At 60.5% G+C, this 25413-nt stretch carries 29 protein-coding genes; 1 reads left to right on the forward strand and 28 read right to left on the reverse strand.

Annotation, left to right across the window (positions count from 1 at the left end; translation table 11 throughout):
- From ACEXP3_RS23730 to ACEXP3_RS23785, 12 genes are all read right to left on the reverse strand, one after another.
- Nucleotides 1–254 (reverse strand): hypothetical protein (locus ACEXP3_RS23730; protein ID WP_377299657.1); only part of this gene is annotated, 254 nt, incomplete at its 3' end.
- A 2-nt stretch (nucleotides 255–256) separates the two neighbouring features.
- The gene (locus ACEXP3_RS23735; RefSeq protein ID WP_377299658.1) at nucleotides 257–583 is read right to left on the reverse strand and encodes a hypothetical protein; all 327 of its coding nucleotides are present in this window, start codon (nucleotides 581–583) and stop codon (nucleotides 257–259) included.
- Nucleotides 559–960: a hypothetical protein gene (locus ACEXP3_RS23740; RefSeq protein WP_377299659.1), complete on the reverse strand. Its 402-nt coding sequence runs from the start codon at nucleotides 958–960 to the stop codon at nucleotides 559–561. Before ACEXP3_RS23740 ends, ACEXP3_RS23735 begins: the two co-directional genes overlap by 25 nt.
- Nucleotides 957–1196, reverse strand: coding sequence for a hypothetical protein (locus ACEXP3_RS23745; RefSeq protein WP_377299660.1), 240 nt, complete (start codon nucleotides 1194–1196; stop codon nucleotides 957–959). The genes ACEXP3_RS23740 and ACEXP3_RS23745 overlap by 4 nt, the downstream gene beginning before the upstream one ends.
- A gap of 2 nt (nucleotides 1197–1198) precedes the next feature.
- Nucleotides 1199–1837 carry a hypothetical protein gene (locus ACEXP3_RS23750; protein ID WP_377299661.1) on the reverse strand — a complete coding sequence of 213 codons (639 nt, stop codon included), beginning with the start codon at nucleotides 1835–1837 and terminating at the stop codon, nucleotides 1199–1201.
- Nucleotides 1838–1923: 86 nt separating this feature from the next.
- Nucleotides 1924–2973: a right-handed parallel beta-helix repeat-containing protein gene (locus ACEXP3_RS23755; RefSeq protein ID WP_377299662.1), complete on the reverse strand. Its 1050-nt coding sequence runs from the start codon at nucleotides 2971–2973 to the stop codon at nucleotides 1924–1926.
- Between the two features lie 13 nt (nucleotides 2974–2986).
- On the reverse strand, nucleotides 2987–4480 hold the full coding sequence (locus ACEXP3_RS23760; protein ID WP_377299663.1) for a hypothetical protein: 1494 nt from the start codon (nucleotides 4478–4480) through the stop codon (nucleotides 2987–2989).
- A gap of 9 nt (nucleotides 4481–4489) precedes the next feature.
- Nucleotides 4490–6745: a phage tail protein gene (locus ACEXP3_RS23765; protein ID WP_377299664.1), complete on the reverse strand. Its 2256-nt coding sequence runs from the start codon at nucleotides 6743–6745 to the stop codon at nucleotides 4490–4492.
- Nucleotides 6742–7164 carry a DUF6950 family protein gene (locus ACEXP3_RS23770; protein ID WP_377299665.1) on the reverse strand — a complete coding sequence of 141 codons (423 nt, stop codon included), beginning with the start codon at nucleotides 7162–7164 and terminating at the stop codon, nucleotides 6742–6744. Before ACEXP3_RS23770 ends, ACEXP3_RS23765 begins: the two co-directional genes overlap by 4 nt.
- A 13-nt stretch (nucleotides 7165–7177) precedes the next feature.
- Nucleotides 7178–7789, reverse strand: a complete 612-nt coding sequence (locus ACEXP3_RS23775; protein ID WP_377299666.1) for a hypothetical protein — start codon at nucleotides 7787–7789, stop codon at nucleotides 7178–7180.
- A 3-nt stretch (nucleotides 7790–7792) separates the two neighbouring features.
- Nucleotides 7793–8554, reverse strand: coding sequence for a hypothetical protein (locus ACEXP3_RS23780; RefSeq protein WP_377299667.1), 762 nt, complete (start codon nucleotides 8552–8554; stop codon nucleotides 7793–7795).
- Between the two features lie 3 nt (nucleotides 8555–8557).
- Entirely contained in the window at nucleotides 8558–11881 is a 3324-nt protein-coding gene (locus ACEXP3_RS23785) for a phage tail length tape measure family protein (RefSeq protein WP_377299668.1), read from the reverse strand.
- 115 nt (nucleotides 11882–11996) lie between these two features.
- Between ACEXP3_RS23785 and ACEXP3_RS23790 the strand changes: the two genes are divergently transcribed.
- On the forward strand, nucleotides 11997–12380 hold the full coding sequence (locus ACEXP3_RS23790) for a hypothetical protein (protein ID WP_377299669.1): 384 nt from the start codon (nucleotides 11997–11999) through the stop codon (nucleotides 12378–12380).
- A gap of 44 nt (nucleotides 12381–12424) precedes the next feature.
- On the opposite strand, the gene ACEXP3_RS23795 is transcribed toward ACEXP3_RS23790, so the two are convergent.
- The 16 genes from ACEXP3_RS23795 to ACEXP3_RS23870 form a co-directional block, all read right to left on the reverse strand.
- Complete coding sequence (locus ACEXP3_RS23795) at nucleotides 12425–12883, reverse strand: hypothetical protein (protein WP_377299670.1); 459 nt, start codon at nucleotides 12881–12883, stop codon at nucleotides 12425–12427.
- Nucleotides 12790–13233 (reverse strand): phage-derived protein YdaY family protein, encoded by a 444-nt coding sequence (locus tag ACEXP3_RS23800; RefSeq protein ID WP_377299671.1) that lies wholly within the window; start codon nucleotides 13231–13233, stop codon nucleotides 12790–12792. Before ACEXP3_RS23800 ends, ACEXP3_RS23795 begins: the two co-directional genes overlap by 94 nt.
- A gap of 140 nt (nucleotides 13234–13373) precedes the next feature.
- The gene (locus ACEXP3_RS23805; RefSeq protein ID WP_377299672.1) at nucleotides 13374–14306 is read right to left on the reverse strand and encodes a phage tail tube protein; all 933 of its coding nucleotides are present in this window, start codon (nucleotides 14304–14306) and stop codon (nucleotides 13374–13376) included.
- Between the two features lie 84 nt (nucleotides 14307–14390).
- Nucleotides 14391–14828 (reverse strand): hypothetical protein, encoded by a 438-nt coding sequence (locus ACEXP3_RS23810; RefSeq protein ID WP_377299673.1) that lies wholly within the window; start codon nucleotides 14826–14828, stop codon nucleotides 14391–14393.
- A gap of 22 nt (nucleotides 14829–14850) precedes the next feature.
- Nucleotides 14851–15480: a hypothetical protein gene (locus ACEXP3_RS23815; RefSeq protein ID WP_377299674.1), complete on the reverse strand. Its 630-nt coding sequence runs from the start codon at nucleotides 15478–15480 to the stop codon at nucleotides 14851–14853.
- Nucleotides 15480–15866, reverse strand: coding sequence for a hypothetical protein (locus tag ACEXP3_RS23820; protein ID WP_377299675.1), 387 nt, complete (start codon nucleotides 15864–15866; stop codon nucleotides 15480–15482). The genes ACEXP3_RS23815 and ACEXP3_RS23820 overlap by 1 nt, the downstream gene beginning before the upstream one ends.
- A gap of 4 nt (nucleotides 15867–15870) precedes the next feature.
- Complete coding sequence (locus ACEXP3_RS23825) at nucleotides 15871–16518, reverse strand: hypothetical protein (protein ID WP_377299676.1); 648 nt, start codon at nucleotides 16516–16518, stop codon at nucleotides 15871–15873.
- A gap of 2 nt (nucleotides 16519–16520) precedes the next feature.
- Nucleotides 16521–16901: a hypothetical protein gene (locus ACEXP3_RS23830; protein ID WP_377299677.1), complete on the reverse strand. Its 381-nt coding sequence runs from the start codon at nucleotides 16899–16901 to the stop codon at nucleotides 16521–16523.
- A 79-nt stretch (nucleotides 16902–16980) separates the two neighbouring features.
- Entirely contained in the window at nucleotides 16981–17721 is a 741-nt protein-coding gene (locus ACEXP3_RS23835) for a hypothetical protein (RefSeq protein WP_377299678.1), read from the reverse strand.
- Nucleotides 17722–17808: 87 nt separating this feature from the next.
- On the reverse strand, nucleotides 17809–18294 hold the full coding sequence (locus tag ACEXP3_RS23840) for a hypothetical protein (protein WP_377299679.1): 486 nt from the start codon (nucleotides 18292–18294) through the stop codon (nucleotides 17809–17811).
- 109 nt (nucleotides 18295–18403) lie between these two features.
- Nucleotides 18404–19783, reverse strand: a complete 1380-nt coding sequence (locus ACEXP3_RS23845; RefSeq protein ID WP_377299680.1) for a phage major capsid protein — start codon at nucleotides 19781–19783, stop codon at nucleotides 18404–18406.
- Nucleotides 19784–19897: 114 nt separating this feature from the next.
- Nucleotides 19898–21544: a hypothetical protein gene (locus ACEXP3_RS23850; protein ID WP_377299681.1), complete on the reverse strand. Its 1647-nt coding sequence runs from the start codon at nucleotides 21542–21544 to the stop codon at nucleotides 19898–19900.
- Nucleotides 21541–21987, reverse strand: coding sequence for a Dps family protein (locus tag ACEXP3_RS23855; protein WP_377299682.1), 447 nt, complete (start codon nucleotides 21985–21987; stop codon nucleotides 21541–21543). The genes ACEXP3_RS23850 and ACEXP3_RS23855 overlap by 4 nt, the downstream gene beginning before the upstream one ends.
- Nucleotides 21980–23407 carry a phage portal protein gene (locus ACEXP3_RS23860; RefSeq protein ID WP_377299683.1) on the reverse strand — a complete coding sequence of 476 codons (1428 nt, stop codon included), beginning with the start codon at nucleotides 23405–23407 and terminating at the stop codon, nucleotides 21980–21982. Before ACEXP3_RS23860 ends, ACEXP3_RS23855 begins: the two co-directional genes overlap by 8 nt.
- A complete protein-coding gene (locus ACEXP3_RS23865; RefSeq protein WP_377299684.1) occupies nucleotides 23407–23586 on the reverse strand; it encodes a hypothetical protein in 180 nt (59 codons plus the stop codon). The genes ACEXP3_RS23860 and ACEXP3_RS23865 overlap by 1 nt, the downstream gene beginning before the upstream one ends.
- Before the next feature lie 9 nt (nucleotides 23587–23595).
- Nucleotides 23596–25398 carry a terminase large subunit gene (locus tag ACEXP3_RS23870; protein WP_377299685.1) on the reverse strand — a complete coding sequence of 601 codons (1803 nt, stop codon included), beginning with the start codon at nucleotides 25396–25398 and terminating at the stop codon, nucleotides 23596–23598.
- Between the last annotated feature and the right edge of the window lie 15 nt (nucleotides 25399–25413).

Genomic DNA, 25413 nt, shown 5'->3' on the forward strand with positions numbered 1-25413 from the left:
ACGACCAGTTCGGCGCCCTGCGGCGTCGGACCCAACGTGACGAGGTTGCCGGAAACTACCGATACGGTGCCGAGCGCCGCATAGAGCGCGGCGGCCGTGGCGTACGCCGCGCCGTTGTACCAAAACCGCCCGTTCTCGTGGTCGATATCCAGAGGCGCCTTATCTCCTGTTTCATCGCGCATCACCCAGGCGGTCGAATCCCGCACGCCCTTCGCGGGGGCGATGCCGAGGCCAAGTCGAAAAGCAAAGCTCATAGCTACCTCCTGTTAGGCCGTGCGAAGCCGACACGCGCCCGGTAATCGCGCCACCATTCGGCGCAGGCATCGGCCTCATCGTTGCGGTTTTCGCGCACCACGCGCCAACGGCTGGCGGTGGTCACCCAAGGCTCGGTTGCCTTGGGCTCCACATCCGGCACATGCGCGGTGCAGCTGCTGTCGAGGCGCGTCGGCAGGCTTTGCGAGAGGCTAGCAGTCACGGCGCCGGCGGCAGATGCCGCCGAAAGCCGCTTCTGGTTCGCCCCATCCTTGGGAACGCAGCCAGAGAGCAGGGCAAGACAGATCAGCGCTGCGGCTTTGCAAGCCATTGCAGATCCTCCTTGCTGGGAAAGGTCAGGCCCGGCGTCGACTGTGCTTCTGCCGCACGTGCATCGAGCGCGGCCGCACGTTCCGCCGCCATACGGGAAAGTCCCGCCGATCGCTCGATAGCTGCAGATGCGGCAGCCTCTGCCGCAGTGCGCAATCGCGCCTCTTCGGCCATTCGGGCGGAAAGCGCGTCATATTCCGCGAGAGACACCATCTCTTCGATACGCCGGTCACAGGCGGCCCTCTCCTCACGCCGGATGCCATCTTCAAACTGCGACAGCCACAGCCTGACCCCGGCAAGTGCGGCCAGGATGAGCCCCACTGCCGCACCCGCGACAAGGAGACGCCGGCCAACAGACGAAGCCAAAAGCGCTATCATGGCCCGACCCTTTCGCTGATGCCGGACAAGATCTCCTTGCCCTTGTTGCGGTCATCCCACATGGCAATGCCGAGATAGCCGCCGACCACCGCCACCAGCGTCAGATAGGCTCCCTGAACAATGGCCTGCGTCACCAGGTCATTGCCGCCGATGAACAGCGCCGCAAACAGAAGGACGATGCAGGCCGCCGCCACGGAAAAGACCATGGCCCGCCGCCATTTCCATGAGCGCTCCATCATCACGCTCCCGCCGCATTCAGCGCGGCCATGAAATCGCGGGCGGCCGCCGCAATTTCGGCGGCCTTGTCCAGCCTGTTGATGATCTGGCGCGCGTTGATCCAGTCGGTTTTGGTCGACGTGAAATGGTCGGCAAGCTTGTGCCCGGTAAACGTGCCCAACGCCATGCCGTGAAACATGATCTTGATGGCCGTGCGATCATCGAGCGCCTTGTCCGGCGCATCCTCGATGCCATAGGTGCGGTAGTTCTCCCGTCCGGTAATCTGCACCAGCCCGCGCCCGCGATAGCGCCATCCATCGCCGCTTGCCTCATTGCCATTACCGATGCGGTTGGCATAGGCGCGGTTGGCGATCCGCTGCGGCTGGCGGGCATAGACTTGCGCCTGCTGCGCGTTGAAATAGCGCGGGAAGGTCTTGAGCAGGCCGGCCGCCGAGTAGTTCAGGTTCTCCTCAACCGGCTGCATGGCCCGGCCCGTCTCGTGCCACGCCGTCGCCAGCATATAGACCAGCCAGCGTTGATCTGTGTGGCCGGAGCCTTCCCATTCGTCGAGGATGGCATCCATGCCATCCACTTGCCCTTGCGAGAGCCGGCCGCCGAACAGAGCGCCGCTCGCGCTGGCAAAAAATGCCGCACGGTTCATGAGATTTCCGATCAGGTAATGTTGCCTTGGGGGGGGATAGTCGGAATTGCGCCGGGCTGGTTCGTCAGCCTTGAGCAAAGTTTGGGCTAGGCGTTGTAGCCCCCAGCGCGCGCTACAAAGTCCTCAGTCGTTCCGGAACAATCTCCGGTAATCCTGATGCGCTGCAAATTGCTATACATCGCATTCCCGACCAGGGATGTGTTGTTGCTGCTTGCGGAAATGGATGCGCCACAGGATTGCCCGGACACGCCATTTGAGCCGGTGACGGTGTTGCCGAAAAACTGCGTCCGGTCGTTGGTGTCTGCGGCCTCAAGCCCGTAATAAAAGCAGCCAACGGCGTGGTTGGCATAAGCTTTCGAATGGTTGCTTTTGGCGATGGAGACGCCAATGACGCCCCCGTTAACGGCATTGTCCGCAACGACGCCAACCGAGGATCCGCGCAACTCGATGCAGACGGAGTTCGGATATTTGGTGCTTGCTTCCGTGGCGTTGGCAGGCACCGGAAGCGTAACGCGATTACCCCTGATGAGTGGCGACACCAGAAAATTACCAACGGTATTGTTGGTCTTGATTATGATCCCCCCATAATCGTTGTAATCAGCACCTGTATTGGTGATGGTGTTGTCTTCGACAATGATCGGGGCGACGGCCCTGAACAGTTCCGACTGGAAGAAGATCGAGATGTAGCCAATCGTGCCAAAGGTACAACCTTTGACAATGAACCGACCATCGACCGCACCAATACCGTAGCCCGCGATATTCTTGATCAGAGCGTCGTGAATTTCGATTCCGCAGTCGGCGCTTGCCGAGATCGCACGGAAAAGCGGATCGCCGGCCTGCTTGTTTCCGTCAAATTCCCCGCCAAAAACCCGGGTGCCTACATGCGTGACGTTGAAGACATGCATGCCGCCCGTGCGAAACAGCTTCGCGCCGGGCTGGAAGATGAGCGTCTGATAGTCTGCACGCGATGCAAAGCCGGAAACGTTATAGGTGCCCGCCGGCACGAAGATTGTTCCACCGGCCCCAGCGTCGTCCATGGCTTGCTCAAGCGCCGCCTGGGTCTGCGCCTTGACGATAGTCACATATGCCAGGCCGCCATCATCAATCATGGACGGGTTGATTTTGGTAATGATCATCTTGGTTCCCGCCCTAGATTATGAAGCCTTCGAAGCGATTTGCGACAATGGCCCCGGTGACTGTGGCTGTCCCGGATGCTGTGGCCACGTTCAGGTAGACTTCATAGAAGTCGCTACCATTGGCGTCGTCCGTGCACGTCACCGATGCAGACGTATTGCCGGTATTGGCATCATGGACGGATGCCCCGGCCGCGAAGAGAACGCCATTCTTGAAAATCTGAAGATAGGCGACCTGCACTGTCGCGCTGAAAGTGCCTGTGATTTGACAGACGGAATTCAGGAAGACGGCCCCGGCCGGCGGGGTCCACTTGCTGGTTGCTGCATCGTAGAAGCCGCCAACGTCTGACGCTTCGGTCGCAAAGGTCAACTTGGTGTCGGTGGCGCTGGCAATTCCCGCCTGGTTAACATTGTTTTTGTGGGCACGAAACCGCGCCTTTCCAGTGGAAAGGGCAGACTTCACATTACCCCACGAACGCTTGACCGATGAACCGTCGCTCTTGCGAGCGATCAACATATCCGTGTCGCTGAATGCCGCATCGGTAGCGGCGGCTATCTGCCCTTCCAGCGTAGCAGACGTAGCCAGCGAAGCACGCGTCACGCTGCCGGCAGACGGCGTGTTGACGTCGATGGCATTGCCGGTACGCACCTCAAAAACCACACCATTCGGCACGGTTGCCCGGAGGTAGTAGCTTCCGGACACTGCAACAACTTCGTATGAAGTCGTCAACGGGAAAGCGCCTCCGGCCGAGACAAACAGATTGTTGACGGATCCGGGATCGACCAGCAGTAGGTAATCCTCCTCGGAACCCGTCCCTGTGAAAGGTCCGGAGACCACCCAGTTGTTAAGGGCAAAGTCGGCATACCCGGCGGCCTCTTCAGCGGATGCTTGCGCCGATGCGGCCGCAGCTTCGGCCTGCGCAACAAGCGCCGCCACATCCTGGTCATTCAGCAGCCGGAACGTGTTGTCCGACGTGCGGACACGCCCCCACACATCCATGCCAGCCGTCAATGCGCTGGCATTGCTGCCGCGATTGGTCTTCAATGTCAGCGCCGTGCCGCCGTTGATAGACACGGTCACCGGACTGCCGGTGGTCGCCTCAAACAATGAAAAGCAGTAGACCGCACCATCGAATGAAGGCGCCTGAGATGTCACCAGTATGGCATTGGCCGTGCCCGCTCCGGCATCCACCGCCACTGCGAAGGAATAGGGCAGCGCAAGGATCTTTGACCACGATCCGGAACCGGACGCACCGCTCTTGCGATAGATGCCGTTATAGGCAGTGGTGCTGTCAGCGTAGACCCACGCAGTCACGTCCGCGGCATGCGCCAGGTCTGCATAAAGCAACGCGCGGGTGGATTTGGCTATCGAGCCGGCGCCCGATGAATAGGCGTCGATCGCGGTTTCATATTGCGTCAACAGCGTCCTGATCTGTAATTTGGATGGCTGCTGGGGAGACGCACCGGGGCCATCCGCATAAACCGTCGCGGCGTTGGGAGAAAACACCATGGAAAGACCTCAGCTTGTTGTGAAGGAGCCGGTGGGAACGCGCGTTCCCTCGACGCCGGAAGCGTTGACCGAGGCCACCCAGGCATACCAGGTGCCGGCCGAAAGCAGGATTTGCTTGCTGTAGGAACCGTTGGCAGACCCTGCGATGCTGGGGCTGGCATAGGTTGCAGTCGATGAATTATTGACCGTGTTGTAATAGACGCGCGCGCGGGTATAGAGCGCGTCGTTCGGAGCAGTCCAATTGACCGTTGCTTCGCCGGGAACGCCGACAATGACCCCGCCAACCACCACATCACCGGGCGGTGTCGGGTTGACAGTGGAATAGACGGTTTCGATCGCAGACCACTGGCCATATTTCCCCTTGGTGGTGATCCATGCCGCCTCCACCTCGATCCAGGTGTTGCCGGGCACCACGTCGGTGCTGACACTGACGAAACCACCTGACGGCACAGCATCGGAATAGGTCTTTTCCACCCAGTTCCCAGGCGATCCGGAACCCGTATCCTGCACACGGTAGCGAACGGTTGCCGTCAGGCTTGCATCGGACGGATCGTTGATCCGCACCGTCAGATAGACCGCGCCACCGGATGCGACCGGCGAAACAGCATCAATCACAGCCTGCGGCACATTGGCAGCATTGGCGCGAGGCGGGACAGGCGGCTTCGCTCCCTCAAGGGACGTCGACCAGGCATCGATGTCGTCCGGGTGCTGGATGAACTCCATGGCGAAACCGCCCTTCATCAGGTCCAGCGTCGAGCGGCGATTCTCGATCAGCTTGCCGTTGATGCGCGGCAACCGGTTCGGCGTCGAAAGGCGCACCCACCGCGTATAGACGGCATTGATGCCGGACAGCCGCACGTTCAACTGCCCTCGCACCTTCTGCTGGATGCGCAGCCACTCGCGATAACCCAGCCGGCGGGCCTGCCTCCAGTTTGTCACCCACTGGTAACTGGCATCCTCAGACAGAATCCGCCCGGCCTTCAGTTGGCGGCTGACGTCTTCGAAGAAGTCGGTATCAGCCGAGGAATAATCGGTGTCCGGATAATTGAACTTCGGGACGAGCCGGTTGATCTCTTCCTCGAAAAGCACGTCATCCTGCACACGATGGCCGACAATATCGGCGTCCGTCAGCGTCACCACACGGTTTTCGCGAAACTTGCCAACCGTCAGCAGCAGCGCGCCATCACCACGTTCGCACAGCCAGCCATCGCAGGCGGCCAGAATGGCATTCGTGCCAACCTTCGGCTCGCGCTCGGTCGTATCCCAACCGCTGCACTCGTATCGCTTGTCGAAACCGCCAGCAGCCGTCGCCACCAGCTCGTCACAGACATTCGCCTCCTCAATCCACATATCGAGAACCGGCAGGATCGCCTTGCGATAATCCCGGCGGTGGCCAAATTCGTTGAAACACCAGTGCCACGCCATTTGCAAAGCGTTGTTCTTCGAAAACACCCATGTCGATGGGTCTTCCGGGTCTTGCGCCTCGTCGCGAAAGTCCCAGACCAGCGCCAGACTTGCCTCGACGGAAAGCTTCGGCACGCCGAACGGAAACCGCGTATTGAAGTCCTTCGATTTCGGCGTGCGGGCAATCATGGCTACAGAAGCCTGCCCGTCGCCGCGGTGGTTGTTTGTCCAAAGATCCTGACCGGAAAGCGCCGATACAAACTCGGCATAAGGCGTTTCAGGATTGGCGCCGAGACGGTGATAGATCGACACCTTGCCATCACCATACCGGCCATCATCCAGGCCGATCACCGTGCCGCTTTCGTTGATGGTGACCTCATCATCCTGCAGGTAATAGCGGTTCACGGACTGGATACGATGCGCGGCAATGCCCTGCACCGAATAAAGGTTGGCGCCCGAAGCCTCCCACAGCATATAGGCACCGGCCAGCCGCGTCGTGCCGACGCCCCAGACGCGATAGGGCACCGATTGCGTAAATGGCGCCTTGCCATCCTCAGGCTTCGGCGGCTTGGGCGCCATCAAAAGCTGGAGACCGATTGTGATCGCCGTAGTCACTACGGCAGTCGCCAGCGAGCCGGCCAGAGAAGCTGCCGTCGCGGAAAAGCCGATACTGCTGAAAAATGACGTGAAGATCGGGGTGAAGATCGGGTCATGCTGCACGCGGCTATAGTGCGTCGTGGTCCAGTGCAGATAATCCCGCGGCCACATCAGCCGCTCGATCTCCTCCGATGTTGCATGCTCATAACGCACACCATGCGATGCCAACGGCTCCGGCTGACAGGGGGTCACCAATCGTGTCATGCAAGGCCCCAGCACGCCAATACGCGCACACGCGAAGCGGCAATACCGGCGGGACCGCATGGACCCAACGCCACCCACAAAGGTCCGAACCGCAAGGCGGAAATTTCGGAAAGCTGCGGGCCGTCACCATCGATGTTTGCAAGCGCTTCAATCACGGCCATATGTCCATCTGCGGGTGCTTGAACGACGCGCCAGCCTGAGCGCTTAAGTCGAGGCGCAACGGTGGCAACGAGGCCACCGTTGCGAGCAATCATCGCAAGCGCGCCCTCTCTGTTCTGATAAGTGCCGCGGAGATCCGATGCAGGGTCATCACCTGTCAGAAGCTCGGCATAGCGCGCGCACCAGGTCGTGCAGTCCTCGCCGTCAACGCCACCCCACACAAAGGGCGTGCGAACGCGCAGGAAGTCGCGAACATTCATCAGAACCGAAACCTTAGAAATTCGGCCATGCCGGGCTGACTGTGCGGGCCAGGCGGCCGGTGTTGTCGCAAAAGCGATCAGTCGGAGAGACCGTCTTTTGCTGAGATGCAGTCCATACCGATCGAGAGGGACGCGACCGCATGTTTTCCCCCGCCACGACTGAAAGAGACAGCGTCAGCGTCGGCATTTCGCCGCGCGAGACGGGAGGCATGTTTTCTGTCACGCGCGCGGCAACGCCCTGCCACATCGGGATTATATTGGTGACCGGCTGATAATAGTCATCCAGCACCGTCGCGCCGATGTGCACCGCAGCACCACGCACCTCCGGCAGGCTATCCAGCATCGCGTTTCCGGTTTCCGGGTCGACACCGGACAAGGTGAAATCCACCACGTCAGATGCGCCGCCAAGCAGCATTTCCAGCGTCGGCAATCCCGCCAGCCGGCCGCCGCCATAGTAGACTTGCCCGGTCTCGTCGATGCTGTCGAAGCGGGCCGGCACATCGTTGACGCCAAACCAGATATGCAAGGCGGGGTCCGTCTCCACCCGCATGAACAGCGCCAGAATGGCGCTGCCCTGCAGCCTTTCCACCAGCGCCGCCGGAACGTAATTCACGGTATAGGCCATATCCTAAAACGCCTCGTCGAACTGCAGCGTCGGCCGCATCAGCCAGAAGCCCTCCACATCGTCGAGCGCCGAAGTCCCCGGCGTCAGCTTGGCGGCAAAACGCGGCCGGGCAAACTCGATGCGAGTGCCGGCCGTGACCGCCGCCCTGAGCGCCGGGTTGATGGCAAGCAAGTATTCCTGGTAGGCGAAGGGCGTACCGGATATGGTTTCCGTGCCATCATCCCACCGCGTCACCACTTCCCAGTACCGATAGGCCCGCCAGCCCTTGGCGCCGTCATGGTAGATCGAAAACCAGTCACTCCAGCGCAGAGGCCGCGATGGGTTGTAGATACGGATGCGCAGCGTGCCGGAATTCAGGCTCGCATCTTCCATGACCCGCCCCCACACCGTGGCCTGGCTGTAGCCCGAGCCATCGGAGAACAGTGCGCCATCGGAATGCGGGATGCCCGAAGCAAAAGGCGCCGGGAACCGGTCATACACCGGGAACGGTCCCTGCCAGTCCGTCTTCAGCGGCACATCAATGAACCGGAAAGACCCATTGAGCCGCGCCGCGAGCCAGCAGGCATACTCGTGCTCCTCGCGACCTTGCACCCAGCAGCTGCCATAGGTGCAGGTGACAAAACCGCCACCCGACATCTCGTATGATATCTCCTGCCCATTGCCATTGCGCCCGCCGGAAACCGCATTCCCGGCAACGTCAAAGCGCATCCGCTGCGGCTTGATGAAATCCAGCGCCAGCAACGGCAGGTTCAGAAATCCGGCCATGCCTCAACCCTTCCGGCGCGTATAATGCTGCTGCGTCGAGGCAAAGCCGCCGCGCTCGCTTTCGATCTGCTGCGCCTCCAGCGCTTTGGACACACCCTGATCGACCATCTTGCGGATCTGCTCGTCGCCGTTCGCACCCTGGACCACTACCTGCAGAATGCCGTTTGCCGCCCGACCATTTCCGCCACGGTTGTTGTTTGCGGCCCCCAGCAAGCTTTCGGTGCGGTGGTTCGGGATAACCTGAGCACCGCGCGGCAGGTTGACGATCTCGCGCCCACCTTCACCCACCATGGCAAGGCCACCGGGCGCAAATTCGGTGCCCTCCTCGAAGAGGCCCGTAAGGCCAAGGTACTTTGACAAGCCGCCACCTGCCACGCTTGCTGTCTTGCCGCCGCCAAACAGGCCGCCGATCCATGAAAACAGACCACCACCTCCGCCGGAAGCCGCCGCAGGAGCCGCAGGAAAGAAGCTGCTGGACAGCGTCTGGCCTATCTGGCCGAGACCGCTTCCGAAGGTGCCGACATTCTTGGAGGCATTAGCCAGAGCGGAATTGAACTTGTTGACATATTCGGTTCCGGTCGTGCCAAGAGAATCCGACCAGCCAGCACCCCGCCCGACCGAACCCGGGCCGCCAAACCACGCCTGCGCGGCACCCGATGGGCCGTACTTGCTGACGTAGCCGCCGAATTTCCAGTTGAACACCGCATCCTGCGCCGAATGATCAGCAAGAAACTGCGATGGCGACAGCGAGCGGCCGAGCGCGCCTTGCGTCCATGAAGGCACATTGGCACCCATCACCTGATAAGCGCCATAAGCCCGGTCACCGGTGCGCGTCACCGGACCCATGATGCCATAATTGCCACCGCTCTCGATCGACTTGGTGGCAGCCGCGTAGACGGACATGCCGAGCGCGCCGTTATTGTCATTGGCTGCGACACCGCCTGTCACGGCCTTGACGGCCGCGCCACCAAACCCGGTGGCCGAGCTTGGCAAGATCCCGGAACCGCCGCCGCCTTCGCCAAACAACGATTTGACGATGATGTTTGCCACCCGGTCCAGAGCCAGATCGGAAGCCTTGGTCAACTGATTGACCAGGGCATTCAGCAGCGTATCTCCGAGCGCCTTGCCCACCTTGCCGCCATTGCTTTCCAGCGCCGACCGGAAATCCGTGAAAAAGCCGGTAATGGCCGTCTTCGTTTCCTGCATGCGCATGGTCTGGCGCATATAGCCAGCCTCAGGCGATGACAGGTCTTCCGGAAGGCCTGCGGAACGCAGCCGCTGGGTCACGGCAAGATCGCTGGCCGACAGGAACATGTCGGAGCGCTGCACCTGCAGATCGCGTCGCAATTGCTGCGTGGCCAGCTGCTCATTGAGCCCCCGCATTTCGGCCGTCGCAGCCTTGATGCGCTCGATTTCGGCCGGGTCAACGATCGTGTTGTTGCGCGCTGCATCCGCCTTCAGGTTGGCGATCAGCTCATATTCCTTGCGCAGCGCCGACGCCTCGATGGACGTTTTGCCGATCAGCGAGATCTCCATCTGCTGATCCGCCAGCGAGCGTTGCAGGCTGCGGGTGCGATCCTCCTGCGCCTCGCGCAGCTGGTGCTCCATTTGCAGCCGAGCCATACTGCCCGCCTGATCGATGCGCTGGCGGCGAGCCTCTGGCGTTTCGGACTGGTCATAGCGCGCAGCTTCCGCACGCCGGGCCGCGGCCTCCCGCTCGGCCGGGCTTTTCGCCCCAAGCCCCGCAATCTGCGCCTCGTAAGCCTCGCGGCTGCGCTGCGCGGCAATGGCTTGCTGTGATTCATAAAGCGCCAGATTGCCCGCATCGTCACGGTTCATCGTGCCCTGCGACAACAGCCTGCCGTTCGAACCGATCGTGTTGAAAATGGCAAGCTTGCGGGCGTCGAGTTCCCGCGTTTGCTGGTTCAGATCCAGCAGGGACTTGCCCAACACAATGATCTGGTCCGCCACATTCAGCAGTCCGCGCCGTTCGCCGATCTCGGTTACATCCTTGATGAACCCGGAAAAGGCATCGGGAGACCTGTCCGCCAGCCCCAGCTTCAGCCGGGCGATCGATGCCGAGAAAGGCTCAAGCGATTGCGTGGTTTCCTTGCCGTCATCGCCCAGCACCTTGATGGAGCCAGCCGAGGTCAGGAAACTCTCACCCAACAACAACACAGCATCTCGGGATCGAGCCAGATTGTCAGTGTATTCCGCAGAGCCAAGCTGCTTGTTGAACGTCTCTTCAATGGAGGCGCGGAACACTCCGAGATCGGGATTGCCGCGGCGGATGGCGTCCAGGAATGCATTGACCGGCTGCTGGAAATCCGCGTTCCCGCCCGTCAGGCCAGTCAGCTGATCGACCTTGACATTGGTGCGCGGCGACAAATAGCCCGTCAAGCCGGCGTTGGACTGCAGCGTGGACACATAGCGCTTTTCCTCCTGTCGCGACACCGCGCGCAGGATTTGCTCATTTGAACGAATACTGGCATCCAGAAAGCCAGGGCCCAGAACAGATGACGACGCTTTAGCTGTTTCGCCCAGTTCTCCATACCGCTTGCGCAACAGGTCGACGTTATCAGCATGCGCCTTGACCGCATCATCCATAGTTTTCACAGGGCTCAAAGCCTGCGAACCGAACTGGATGGCGGCGGCCGTCGCAGCCGTCAGGCCGACAGCAATCAGCGACACCGGCGACAATAGACCGCCAACGGCGCCCGCCAGCGTTGCGCCAACCTCTTTCAGCCCCATGCCCGCAAACGAACCGGCCAGCTGCGAGCCTTGCTGCAGGCCGATCAGGCCAGGGCTCATGCCGCCGGCCGCGGTCGTGACGATATCCTGCAGCTGATACGTGGCATTGACCGCGGCGTAATTGGTGCCGGGCGTGTTGTGATTGGCAGCGATTATTTTCTGTTGCGAAGTCAAACGGGAATTCGCGGCATCAATGGCCTTTGCCAACTCATTCTGACCACGCGCGGCGATAGACGAGGCTTCCGCCAGCAGCCCGTGCTTTCGGTACATGCCATCATAGATTGTCAAAGCGTTGCGCAGAGGAATGTCGCCACGCTCAAATCCACCGGTCAGTTCGTTGAGCGCCCTGCCGAACCGCTGCATATTGACAAAATTAGAATCATATTTCCCCGACAGCCTTGTCAGGCTATTGCCATGCTGACTGATGCGCGTGTCAATCTGAGTAAAAGAAGCCGCCACCTGGCGCTGAGTATCCAGCATGCTTTGGTTGGCAGTATTGATTTGCTTGGCGCCGGCGGCATAGCCGGAGCCATCCAGTTGCGGCACGACGCGCAGAGTGCTCAATTGAACCGTCACAGGCTTCTTTCCACAACCAGGCGGCCACGACGCGACATGGCACGCTTTCCGGATTTTGTGTTGCGCGTTTGCGCGAACAGAGTTTTGAATTGCAGGACTGTTTTAGGGGGTGAAAATGAAGCTTTCCACCATGGCCACGATGGCCGCCTTATTGCTTGCGAGCGGCTGCCAGTCAGACGCCTACGTCCGCTCACAGCCGCCGCTTACAACGTTCACGGCATCCCGGAACGTCGATGCCACGGTCACATGCCTTATTCCGTCACTTGGGAAAAACCTGAGCGCCGCGGCTATCGGCAATTTTCGATTTGTCGCCCAGGTCATCGCGCCCGGCACTGAATATGACATCGTACCGACTGACGGCTTCGTAAACGGTCACTACACCTACACCGTCAATGTGAAGGCCAATGGCAAAACCTCAACGATCGCGCTGTACAAGGGCCAGGCGATGCTGCCTTCCCTGACAGAGGCCATCAAAACAGGCATCAAGGCCTGTCTTTGATAGACGGTGTGGCCACCCGGTTGCGAAAGGGGGCCGCATGGCTGTCAACCACCGGCAGAGCTTCCGTCTGCCGCTCGCTGCGTCTTTTCCCGGCGCATCGACAGATACTCTCCATCGAGTGCGTTCATGAAAATCTGGAAATCCAGAAATTCAAGTCCGGTCAGCCCGTGGTCGCGGGCGTAGCAGCTCAAGGCCTGATAGAAGATCGGTCCCTCTCCACCCATGGCGCCAAAAAACCGATCGTATTGCAGCGCATCGAAGGCCCGAAAATAGAGGTCGTGCCAGGGCCTTGGCTCGTATTCGACAATCGGGCCGACATCGGCTCTGATCCAGTCTTCGCCGTGCTCTTCGCTGGCAGCAAGTTCCGCCTTCCATAACTCGATTTCGACTTCAGCCGGCGTCTTGCCGATCAGGCGGAACCGGTTGCGGAAGGCGCTGCGGAGTTTTTTGCCTCCACCTCCACAAACTGGATCTGCACCTGCGAAACCTGCGCGGCGCACCATTCAACGGCTGCAACCACATTGCGGAATTCCGGGTCGGACAGCGTCTTCATGGCGTCCGCTGCGCTGTAGGGCACGTCCAGGCCGCGCCAGCCATGCAGAATGTGCGTTGCGTAAAGCCGCCCCAGTTCGGCCGTCAGGACCGCCTGCGGAACAGTCGCGCTCCCATACTGCTTTTGCAGCATCTTCATGGCGAGGTCGCGCGCCGTCACATAGGCCGGAAGATGAAGAGACGAAACGTTGAACGCCACGCCGGGCCAATCGGGAAAATCAATCCAGTCGCCTGCGGCCTCGCGCTGCAGGTCGGCCTTGAGTGAAGAAAGCTTGATGATCTTGGTCGGGGCACTGGTCATGTCGGGATCCTTTTTGACGTTCGGTCGGGGAAAGATGGCCGGCGCCCGACACGCCGGCCATCCCTGCCCGCCGCACCGGTTTCAAGCGGTGCGGCGAGAGGGTATGCGCCCAAAGGTCGGGAGGCGCGAGAAACGGGCCGTCAGGCCGGATTGCGGGTGATGGTGATTGATGCCGAAGACGAACTGTCGAAGAATGCCTGGTAGGGCACATCCATGATGACCGGCTGGCCATTGCCCACGCCGGGCGGCCCGCCATCCAGAAGCTTCAACTTCGGGATCTCCACGTCATAGGTATTGCCCAGCGCATCGGCCAGCTGGAAGGCCAGCGCGATGTCCGAGTGATTGAGGATGGCATTGTAAGTGTCGAGATTTTCGAAATAGGTGGTCATGGTGCCGGTCACCTCGAACCGGCCGAAGCCATGCGAATAGGGCTCATAGGAACCCACAACATCGTTCTGGTAGATGTTGTTGTTGATGCGCATCGTGAGTGAACGCATCTTGGGCGAGTTGCTGACACCAGTCAGCGCCAGAGACGCCACGTTCAAGCCCGCGTTGAACACTGGCGTTGTGGTCGCGGGGGCATAGGTCGCTCCGGTGATGATCGCCGTGGTCGGCGTCGGGCTGCGAATACCCATGATGCCCCAATTGGCGGTCACGGTCTGCCGGGCCGTCAGGTTCAGGTCGAGCGTGTTCATCCGTGAGCCCTGGTAGCGCACATAGGTATCCGTCGCGCCCTGCTCGTAAAAGAATTCCAGTGTGCGCGTCTTCGGAGTGATGCCGTTCTTCAGCACGTCCGTGGACCAGTCGGCGCACAGCAACATTGACAGCCAGTCATCGAACGTGCCGTAGGACAGCTCCGTGTTGATGGTTCCCTGCACGTTGCGGCCGACATCGGTGATGCTCGAGACGTTGCGGTCTGCCCGCACCTCGTTTGGCACCAGCGTCTGCTTGGAAATCTTCACATCCGAGGTGACGTAGCGGCGCACCTGGAACGCGGGTGTGGATGGCGTCGTGCCGATGGTCACTTCCGCGACATCGGCAAGGCGTACCTGACTGCCGTCAGCAATGGTCATGGGCAAGGCTCCTCTGAAGAAACAGGATGTGGCGCCGATCCGCGCCAGGGGTCATAAGGCATGCGCGCCGGGCACGCTGCCGGATCAGGTGTTGTAGTCGCGGCGATACCACTGAATGGTGGCCGTCATCGCGAAATACTGCGGGAAGTCACGGCCCGGCTCGCCGGCTCCAATACTCATTTCAGGCATGAACAATTGCTCCCCGGTGGCAGGAACAGCGATGATGGATTGCTCCCGAAACAGGTCGATCAGCTGCTTGGCCCAGATCCGCGCCTGCCGGCTGCCTTTCCCTGAAGGCACCATCACATGCAGCCAGGTCGAACCCTGTTCCAGCCACAGATTGGAGCCCGGCGAACCCACGGACTGCTGGTCATAGCTCGATCCGTAGATCTCGACATAGACGAAGGGCAAGCCGGCCTCGACCAGCTCCTGGCCGGTTTCATTTTCAAAAACGAGCGCGGTTGCCGTCCATTCCGCATCAAGAACGCCCTTGAAGGCATCGAAGGTTTCGGCACTGGCCACGGGGCGCTGTCTCCGGCAAAAATCAAAGGGTGTTGATGATCAGCGACGGATAGCCGATCGGCATGCCGGCCTGCCGATCTTTTCGGCGACCGCAGCGCTTCAGGATGTACGGGATATCCGGATGCATCCCGGGCTTCACATCGAGGTATCGGAAATCAAATGCGAACCCGTCACGGAATCGACGCGCCAAAGAATTCTTCGTTGCTTCGAAATGACGCTTGCCAACCTTCAACGCGCCGCTCTCCATCTTTCGGGTATAGGGGCGCGCATTGAGAATGATCACCTCGGCATCAACCGGAATGGTCTTGTAATCGGCAACCGCGCGCTGGTTTGCCAGAACCATGAAGCCACCGGCATAGCGGCCGGATTTGACCGGCACGCGCGAGCGCAGTTCTTCAAGCGCCATGCGGATCACGGCCGGCCAGTTCACAAACTGGTAGACGATGCCATTCGGCACCTGCACCGCCTCTTCCGGCAGACCGCGCACGTTATTGACGTAGCGCTCATAGATCGGGGAGGCCTCGCCCGAGGCAATCACCCGCCGCAACTCCTGCTTGGCGAAGGCTGCCAGCTGCGCGTTGATCGCCTCCGGCTGAAGGCCCGCCACAGCCAACCGCAATTCGCGCTCGAACTGCTCGAACCCCGTCGCCATCAGCCAGCCACCACCATATCCGTGCGCACCCACTCACCGCCGACATAGATTGGCTTCGACACTTTCACCTGCCGCTCCCTGCCCTGCACCACCATCTTGTCGGTGATTTTCGGCAGGCGCTGGTCGACTAGGTTTTCGGCCGGGATGCTGTCATTCGCTCCCGGCCAGGATGCGGCAAGGATCTGCGTCGGGCTGATGATCACCGCCAGATCCGTAACGGCAATCGTCCCTGCGATCTGATCAGCCGATACAGACCGCACCGCAGCGCGGCAAGTGACCGACGCCACCACATCCGCACCGGAGCGCTTCACTGTGCGCTTCAGCGTCACATTCTCGCCGGCCCGATCAAGGGCCGCATCCAGCGCGGCAATTTCCGGAGCGCTCATCAAGTCACCGAACCACAGGCACGCGATAATTGTTCAAGACATCGAGGACATCCGGCGGCAAGTTGCCGGCATCCGTCCCGGTGGCAATCCACCAGCTGACATCACGCACGCCGGGGATATTTTCCGATCGCAGCGAAGGATCGCGCCCAGCTGCAAAATAACGCGCCGTCACCATGCGAACGATTTTTCCCGAAATATCGGGAGGCAATGTCCCGTATCCGGCATGGTATTCGACCTGAATGGCGAGCGTCGGCCAGCTGCGCGGATAGCCGTTTGCGTCCAGCCGCACCAGCTGACCGAGATCCGCATCCACGCGGTAATCGTCATCGACAACCAGCGCAGTTCCGTTTTCCAGAACGCTTTCAACCGACACCACCGGCCAGGTGGTCAGCTGCAACGGCATTTCGCCGCCAGGAATCGGGCTCGGGATGGCGTCTCGGCGCGGCCAAAACTGGTCGCGGATCCGCTCGACCGCAAACACGCGATTGCAGAACTGCTGCGCAGCGGCCGAGGCCTCCTGGATATACCGCGTCAGCTTGGCATCGGAGGCTACGCCGGAAATGCTCAACTCGTCCTTGACGGTGGCAAGATCCGTCAGATCCTTGCTGGCCGCTGCCTGAACAACGGTTCGGATAACCGTGCGAACCGTCATGATCAGGGCCAGAAATAGAGAACGATCGCGCCGGTCTTGGCATTCCCGGCATTGCTGATGACGGGCGTCAGGGGTCCGGCCTCGAGCAGCAGAACAGGTGCGCCATCGGGCGGCGTGGAATAGGAACCAACAGAATTTGACAGGTTCGCCCCACCGCCGCGCAGAACATCGATACCATCGGCATCGTTGATCACCACATCATAGGCATCGGTCGGCTGCGTGGCGCCGGAACCAGGGATGAACTTCAACTGCAGCAGCCCCCCTCCCCGGACGTCAAAGGAGTTTCCGGAAACAGCGCCACTGCTGTCGGAGGTCCACTGCACGGTGTATTTGGTGGCCTTCCCGACAATTTCGGCGGCTGTGACGGAGATTGTTCCGGCCATTTTTCACGATCCTCGACTTGGTGCGGCTGCGGCACGCGGCGCCCGAAGGGCCGCGCTGCCCGGTCGATGTTGCCCGCCATCAGCGGTTTTGCCAGATCTTCACAAAGTCGATCAGCATGGTGCCGACACCCGTTCCGGATGCCTTATAGAGCCCGAGGTAAGGCTGCAGCACGGCAAGTGTGCCCGTCGCGGCGAAATTGATCTGGCTGGACGTGGTGACCTTGTCGCCATTGATGAATACGCTGACATCCGTGACATCGGTGCAGTCGATGCGCACGATGGCCCAGTCTGCCGTGGTCAACGTCACGCCGGAAGAAACCGCCGTTGCGGTGACGCCGTCATAGGAACGCACAGAGAGCAGCCCGGATCCATTGGCCTGCACCTGGATGTAGCAGGTGTTGTTGTCCGGCCCGTCGATCCAGTCGGACGAGAGGCCGGCCACCGCCTGCACGCCGGTTGCGGACGGCAGGACGGAAAGCCGGATGCGCGCTTCAAACACCGCGCCCTTGGTGACATCGATGCCCTTCTGGTCGCCCCAGTAAAGACCGGCGTCCTGCTTTTGCGATGCACTGGTCAGCGCACAGGAAATCTGGCCACCGATGGCATTGGCGACACCCGCCACGGCCGGAGGCGCAGCGCCCACGATCTTCTTCACCCAGTCAGCGCCGCTTTCACCGGAACCGGCCGCCGGAATGACCAGAGAACCAGCTCCGAGAAAATCGTCCTGATACCGCACCGGCGACATCTTATGCACTGTCTCGAACGTCCCATCGTCATAGAACGACTGGACGCCGCCGATATATCTTGCTTTCGTACCCATGATTTTCTCCTTACCGGCCGCTGCGCGGCGGCCGTCACATGACGGTTTGGAGGGGATGCGGGCGACTGATCAGCCGCCCGCGCCGGATCAGTCGATGATGGCGCTCGGCGGCGTTGCCTGCTTGTAGCGCGTATCGATGTAGGCTGTGGCCGACACAAAGTTGGTGGCCTGGGAGGAGGTTGCCTGCGTGAAATAGATGCAGTCGTAGCCGTTGGCCGTGTCGAGGCGCGCCGGGTCGATCTCGAACACAACCTGCTTGTTCTTCACATCGGCGGCGACGGCGTAGGAAGCCGCATCGGTCTGGCGCACCAGCGTGTCGCTTGCAACCGTGTCTTCGTTCGACCAGATCGCGACGGACGGCCCGGCCTTGTTGGTGCTTGCGGCCACCGAGGTGGCCTGCCGCAACGTCGGCGTGGTCGCGTGGCCGGCGGCCTGCGTGTATTCGAAAACGACCCAGGCCTTGTGCGCCGTCTTCAAGCTCAGAACATCGGTGGTCAGCGCGCCATTGGTGGTCTGCGGCTGCAGCATCTGGACGATCTTGAAATGCTGCGGCAGGGAAAGCTGTCTTGCCATGGTGATGGCTCCTTTGTTGGATGAGGCGGCCTACACCAGCAAGCCGCAGGGGACGTTGCTGCCGCAGTCCGTACTGCGGCAGTCAGGTTTTCGCGTCAGCGAAAGGCTGTCAGCCGCGGGTGGCCAGCGTGACGAAGGGCGACAGGGTGTTGGTGCCCTTGTAGGGCGTCAGAGGGGAATGCCAGATCGGCTCGCCATCGACGCGATAGGTGATGCGGAACACCATTTCGTCGGTCAGGAAGGCGACATGCATCGACGATGCCATGTTGACGCCGCCCTTGTCCGCCAGCACGTACTGGCTGAAATCGACAAGCGAGACGTCTCCTTCCGTGCCGAGGGTGTCGGCATATTCCTGCGGGATGACGGGACGGCCGAACAACGTGCCGTAAGGCAGACCGGAAATGCCGTTGGCCGGCAGATAGACCGGCACGCCGGCCGTGCCGATGACCTGCGCCATGGAGAACAACTGCGGCTCGACATCCTGGTTGATCACCCAGACGGCATTGGCGCGAGACCGCGACCACATGCGCGACCACATATCCAGGGCGTTTTCATAGGTGAACGTCTTCGCAGCCTGGCCGGTCTTCTTGGCAACGGTTACCTTGGCCGATGAATTGAGGAAACCAAGAGGCATGCCGGCGCCCGTGCCGCGGAACATGGCGTCCTCGGTCATGAACGTGATTTCCTCAGAGAAAGCCTGGGTGGCGATCGTGTTCATCACGGAAGCATCGGCCATCAGTTCGTCGGACACGTACCAGTTGGCCATCAGCTTCTTCAGGTCAAGCTCGACCAGGCGGAACTTGGGCTTGGTGCGCGTAGCAGTGTCGCCTTCGCCGACCCAGTAGGACTGGACGCCACCCCAGCGGCTGCCGGTTGCGCGGCTGGTTTCATCGACGCCAGGAATCTTGATGCCGTTCGCGCCAGTCGAAAGAGACAGCTTCTGCGCCCGGCTCATGATCTGGCCCATGTCGTAGGCGCGGGCGAAAACGGCCGTGGCAAAATCGGTCTGCACCAGGAAGCCGCCGGCGGACGGGTCCACTTCCCCGGCGCCAGTCGGGGCGCGCTGGAGGCGCGGGTCGATGCGGCCCGGGTCGCGTGTCAGGTAGTAATTGGCAACCGCACGGAGCTGCTCGCCGAACGATCCGAAATGCTGTTGCGGATCCGGCGTGAAATTCAGCGTGGAGCGGACACCACGGATGTAATCGTCTGCAGACCAGGTCTGACGCACCGAGCGCGAAGCAAGGTGGTCCAGCGAAAAGCCGGTCGGGACGGTGATGGCGACCTGCTCATCACTGGCGCCTCCGGACACCGGACGCGCCAGCGAAGCCGAACGGGAGCGAGCCGCCGTCAGGCGGTCAATCTGGCCTTGCAGATCAGCGATCTCCGCCTCTTTTGCGGAATACTTGCCGGCATCACGCACGAATTCATCCGTGCCCAGCTGGTCAACCGCCCTGCTCAGGGCCTGGCGGAGTTCGGTCAGTTTATCCATCATATATCTCCTTGAGACGGATGTGCCGCACGCGCGGCGTTGTCCCGCGCCAGGTGGCTGCGGATCTTGGTGTCCTGCGATGTCGGGGTAGATGGCGCTTGGCGCGCAAACGGTTCAGGCGGTTTCAGCAACCGCAATGCGAAGCTTCATGGCTGCGGCGCGACGCAGGCGCATGGCGCGTTCGCCTTCTTCCGGGTCCGCGACATCGTCTGCATCTGGTGCGTTCTTTTCCAGAAGCCCGCGGATCATGCCGCATCCACGGTCGATCATGTCGTGCGCTTCGTTCAGCATGGCGGCATTGTCTGCGGAAAGCATTTTGCCGGAACGGGACAAAGATGCACCGGCGCGCTGACGCAAAAGCGAAACCGCGCGGGCGCGGCTGGTGGCAGCATCGTCGCCTTCATCATCGGGGCCAAGCATCGCAGCGACTTCTTCGCCGACAAGTTGAACCAGCACATTGCCCAGGGCGGCTTTCACCACCAACAACTCATCGGGGATCAGCGTATCCTTTTCCCGATACTGCTTTTCCCAGTCGATGTCCTGCTGCACGCAGTCAAGATCGCACAGCACGCTGGCCAGCCAGCTGACATGGTACATGGAGCGCTTGAATTCATTGATCGACATGGCGGCCTTCCTTGACTGGTCAGTGGTGGCAGGCAGGAATTCGGTTTCGAGAAGAGCGTCACTCCAGCCGTCCGAGATTTCCTCGAAACGTTCGCGCCCGAGAACAATTTGCCCGTCATAGGCGGCGACACCGTCCGGCAAACCGCGGTAGGACAACGTGACGTGCGGGTGATACTCGGCAAAATCCCAGGATGCGCCCGCATCGCGGATTTCCTGCCATCGTGCCGCAAGCGCGGCATTTTCGAACCGCAGCACAACAGCGCCGCCATCACCAAGCGGCGCAACGGTACGGTTTGCGTCGGCGTCGACAACCAGATCGTCGCTTGCCGGCGCCAGCTTCGTCCAATCGAACGCTTCCCGGCTATAGGCCACGGTGACGTGCATATCCTCTCCGGGCAGAGAGCTGGCAAAACCCTGATCGCGCATCCATGAGCGGATTTCCGCATGGTTCATGACCGGTCGGGACACATACAGTGTCTTGCCGGCCGACCTTCGGCCGGGGCTCGGCATCCGGGCAGCACGGCGGAGATCTTCCACATCCGCTCGCACCATCATCATCATGCCGCCCTCGTCGAGGATCCGACCGGCCCAATCGAAAATTGGGCTGGTGTCGATGCCATTGGCCCGCGCCGTGGCAAGGGCGGTTGGAAGCGACGGAACCGGAACCTGCGAGATTTCCATCAGGTCCACCAGTTCGAAATCCACACCGCCGGGGCGGGATCTGTCGTTGGCAAGGCGCCATTTGACCGGGTCCCACGAGACTGACGTTGCGTTGAGATATCCCTCTTTCACCATCTGAAAGATCGTGTCGGCAAAAGGATAAATTTCCCGGTCCATGTATTCCACTGATCCGGACAGCACCCCATCGCGCTGCGCGAGATCGACCACGCGGCCGATCGGCGGCTGCGACAGGTCGTGCGCCCACAAGAACACCGGGTTGCGCAGGTAATTGTCCAGCGTCCAGGCGGCGATGGTGTGATTGTCCCGCGCCACCGAAGGATCGGAGAACAGATAACGGATGATGCGGCCATTGCTGTTGGCCAGATCGACCTGACCCGCCGCACGCATGACGGAGGTCTTTTGCAGTGGGGCGTTGACCACCGCATGCCGCGCAAAATCGTCAATGGTGATGGTCATTGCGCGGTATCCTCGGCAATCGTGGCGGTCAGCATCCATGCCCATTTCTTGTGCGCGTCCATCCGCTCCTGCAGATAGTTGCTCAAGCCCCGCTCAAGCTGAATGCTCGCCAACTGGTCGGCCCTACCCAATGCATTAACCACCGCAGCGGTGGCATCGATCAGTTCGAAAATCATGCCCGCCGTTGTCGGAATTCCCCCGAACGCAATCGACGCCGGGGCGGAGATTTCTGCAAGCGAAGCCGGCGCCATGGCGTTCAAGGTCCGGAGCCTCTCAGCCAACCCGTCAACAGCGTCGTGCGCGTCCTCGTAAATGTCGCCAAACAGCTCATGCAGCTGCGGAAACAGCGGACCCTGCACATTCCAGTGAAAACTGTGCGCCTTGAAATACAGGCACCAGGTTTCGGCAAGCGCCACCCGTACCGAAGCCAGCAGGTCATCCATGGATATACTCCTTGTCGCGCAGGAACGACGACCCGCCGGCCGCGCGAAGACGCTTCGACAACTCCTGCAAAGCAATGTCATCGCGGTTATCGCGTACAGCAGGCGCGGCTGGCGCCACTGTCACAGCCCGAGCGCGCGCCGCAGATTCCTGCTTGGTTGGGCGGCCGGCACCATCCGGGGCGGTGCCCGTTGACTGACTGCCGGCCGCGGCCATGTTCTGCGGGAAATGCAGCTTTGCCGCTTCACCGCCCTCTGGCTGCATGCCGAGATCAATGCGGGCCTCATCCGGTGTTGCCATCATAGACATGATCATGGTGCGCCAGTTGTTGACGCGCGCAGTCATGTCGGCCGTGGTCAACTCTCGGTAATCGAAATCGATGGACCGACCTTCACGCCGCAGGCCGAAGGTGCTCTCCAGCTTTCGGCTCCAGCGGTTGGTGTAACCGGTCAGCGTGTAGTTCACATATTCCTGCGATTGCTGGCCGATATTATTGTTGGTCGAGCGGTCGAGAATGCCGACCATGTGCATCGGCACTCGGAAAATGCGCACGACATCCTCAAGCTGGAATTTGCGGGACGCGATGAATTCCAGATCGGCCGAGGTCATGTCCAGCGCCGAGAATTTGACGCCTTGCTCCAGAACAGCGGTCTTGCCCGAATTCTGCAGACCGCCGAAAAGAGTCCGCCAGTCGGCAGACATGCGCTCGGCGGCGCCCGGCGACAGCTTTTGATCCGTGGTCAAGATGCCGGACGGTTTCGCACCATTCCCCATCCACCGGGCGGCCTGCTGCTCCTGCGCGATCGACAGGCCAATTGCCTCGCGAGCAACGGAGATTCGCGAAACGCCCAGCAGGCCATTCAAAGAAAACCCGCGGATGTGCAGCATGTCGCCGAACGGAATAAGAAACGGCTGACCGGCAAGCTCCGATTTCAGATGCAGGCCCTGGGGCGTGACGCGGTAGAACAGGCCACCATCAGGCGCTTCCCACAAGGCAACCCAATCGGCATTGATCGGAACAAGTTTCATCGGGTATCCGCGCCGGTCGCGCACAATCACCGAATAGGCGTTGCCTCGCAGCACAAGGCTGATCTGCTTTTGCTCGCGATATTCCAGCCCGTTCTGCCAGTCATTCGGATCCTGCAACAGATCGGAAAGGTAATGCGCACGATCTTCGATTTTGCTGCCATCAGCCAGGCGCTGGTTGACGGCCCACGGCAATTTTGCCACATCCTCGGCCAGCATCGTCACGCAGGCCAGCACAGCAGACGCACTTAACGCCGTCTGTTGATTGACGGCAACGCCAGTCACCGATGGTGTCGAGAACACGGAGTCCTGCCACAGGCGCTGGTCATCCATGCTTTCGGAGCCCGAACGGCTATGTGCACCGCGCGCAATCGCGCCAAAGATGCCGCGAGCCATCAGTTAGCCCTCGATGCAAGATAGCTACCAGCTATTGCCAGCGCACCACCCACGATAAATCCGGCCGCAGGCATGATGATGTAGCAGCCATAAGCAACACTGCCCACGCCTGCGATTCCTACGGAATCCCGCAGGACAATCGGTGCATGGATTGCGATGGCGCGAAGAACCTTGCTCAAGGCCTATCCCTATCCGAAAAACAACAGGCCGCGCTCGGCCGAGTAGGCAAGAGCCTTTTGATAAGGCTCCGGGTTCTTGACCATGACGGTCGCTGCATTGAACAGCGCCATGGCCGGGTCAATCTTTGCATCGCCTGCTGTCTGCTTCGTCGCGCGGATGGCGGTGGCAGTGGGCTCTATCTTAAGGTTGGAGATGCACCAGCGCATAAGTGGGCCACCAGAATGCTTCAACAAACCGTTCGACAAGCGGCGCTCAGTCGTTTTGATCGGGTTCATCAGACCGAAGCCCTGAGGCACACCGACCAAAAGGCCGTTCTCCTCGGTCACATCAACGTCCGTGACTGCCAAGGCCTCAACAAAATCGCCAATCCCCGCAGGGTCAACTGCCACACAGGACAGCAACCCGCGATCTTTTACCATTTTGACCAACTCAACGATGGAGGCTATATCCTCCAGTGCCGTATCAACGATGGTCAGCTGCCCCGCCTTGTCTATGTCGAGCAGAATCGGCGCAATCTTTTTACGGGCGGTTAGCAGCTTTCGGTGGCAAAAGGCATGTGACCACGAAAGCCACGGCTTCATATAAACCTTTGTGACGCGGCCATTGACTTTGGTTTCCACCTCAATCTCCTCAGGCTCGCGACCGATGATCGTCAAGCCGAAAAGATCGTCCAGGCCTCCGCCATCTACACCGATGGCGACAACTTCGCATCGGTCCAGCAAACGATCCAGAGCATCAAACTGGGGCAGAGCGGCAAGTTCTTCATCTTCGGCCGAAAGCCAAAAGTCAGATCCCGCCCAACGATTGGCGCGCGAACGCATGCCAATCTCAACGTTCAAATGCTTTGCCAGAAAGCTCTGGTACGTGTCCCCTTCCTCGTCGGCGCCGCTGCGCACATTAAGGAATTTGCGCTCCAGCCATTCCCGCCGAACGGAGCGCCCCATATTGGGGTTGGTGATGTACCAATTCTTTGGGTCTAGATATTCCTCGCTGTCGATCATGCTGTCCGGGAACTCATAGAGCACCGGCAGGGACCGATTATCGTCGATCTTTCCGTCCCGAACGTCTCGGAAGTAATCCAGCTTTTCCTTGAACACGCCCGTTGGCGGCTCATCGGATTGCGTCGTGATGTAGACCACGAAGCCTTCCGGCCTCGAAATGAGACCGCCTGTCGCTTCCTGCAGCATTGGGCTGGCGCCGGCTTTCTTGCCGAACAGCCAAAGCTCTTCGACCAGGACGAATGCAGCCTTCTTGCCGCCGGCTGTTTTGCTATCTGCCGATATGACCTTCAGCACAGCCTTGGTCAGTTCGTGCGTAATTTGCTTCAGGTTGTCCTGCACCTTCAGGAGCTTTTCCAGTTCTGGATCGGCTCGGACCATGGCAGCGGCAGGCTTGAAGCTGTTTCCGGCGATTTCCTGCGTCGGCGCAAGGATCAACAGTTCCTGGTTATGGCGCCAGTTTCGGATCAGTGCCGTCAGCATCACACCGGCAGCAATGGTGGACTTGATGTTCTTCTTCGAGATGAGGAGGAAGAACTCCTCAATGTGGCGCTGCGCACTATTCGGATCATAGGCCCCGAAGATGGCAGCCACAAAATCGAACACGTAGGGTTCGCAGGCTTCGCCAAAGGTCGGGTGGCGATGGCGCCCGATCGACTTGTCGTAGAACTGCGGCAGATCCGTGATCTGCAGCGACTTGAAAACGTCGAGAGCAGCCTCCGCTTCATCAGGGAACAGCGGCTCAAACGGAATGAGACTGTCGCCGGCAACGATGCGCTTTTCCCAGTCAGGGCATGCTGTGGTGAAGCGCATCGGGATTCTCAATCA

It is taken from the genome of Neorhizobium fuzhouense, from assembly GCF_042611105.1.
In the GTDB taxonomy this organism is placed as follows: domain Bacteria; phylum Pseudomonadota; class Alphaproteobacteria; order Rhizobiales; family Rhizobiaceae; genus Neorhizobium; species Neorhizobium galegae_A.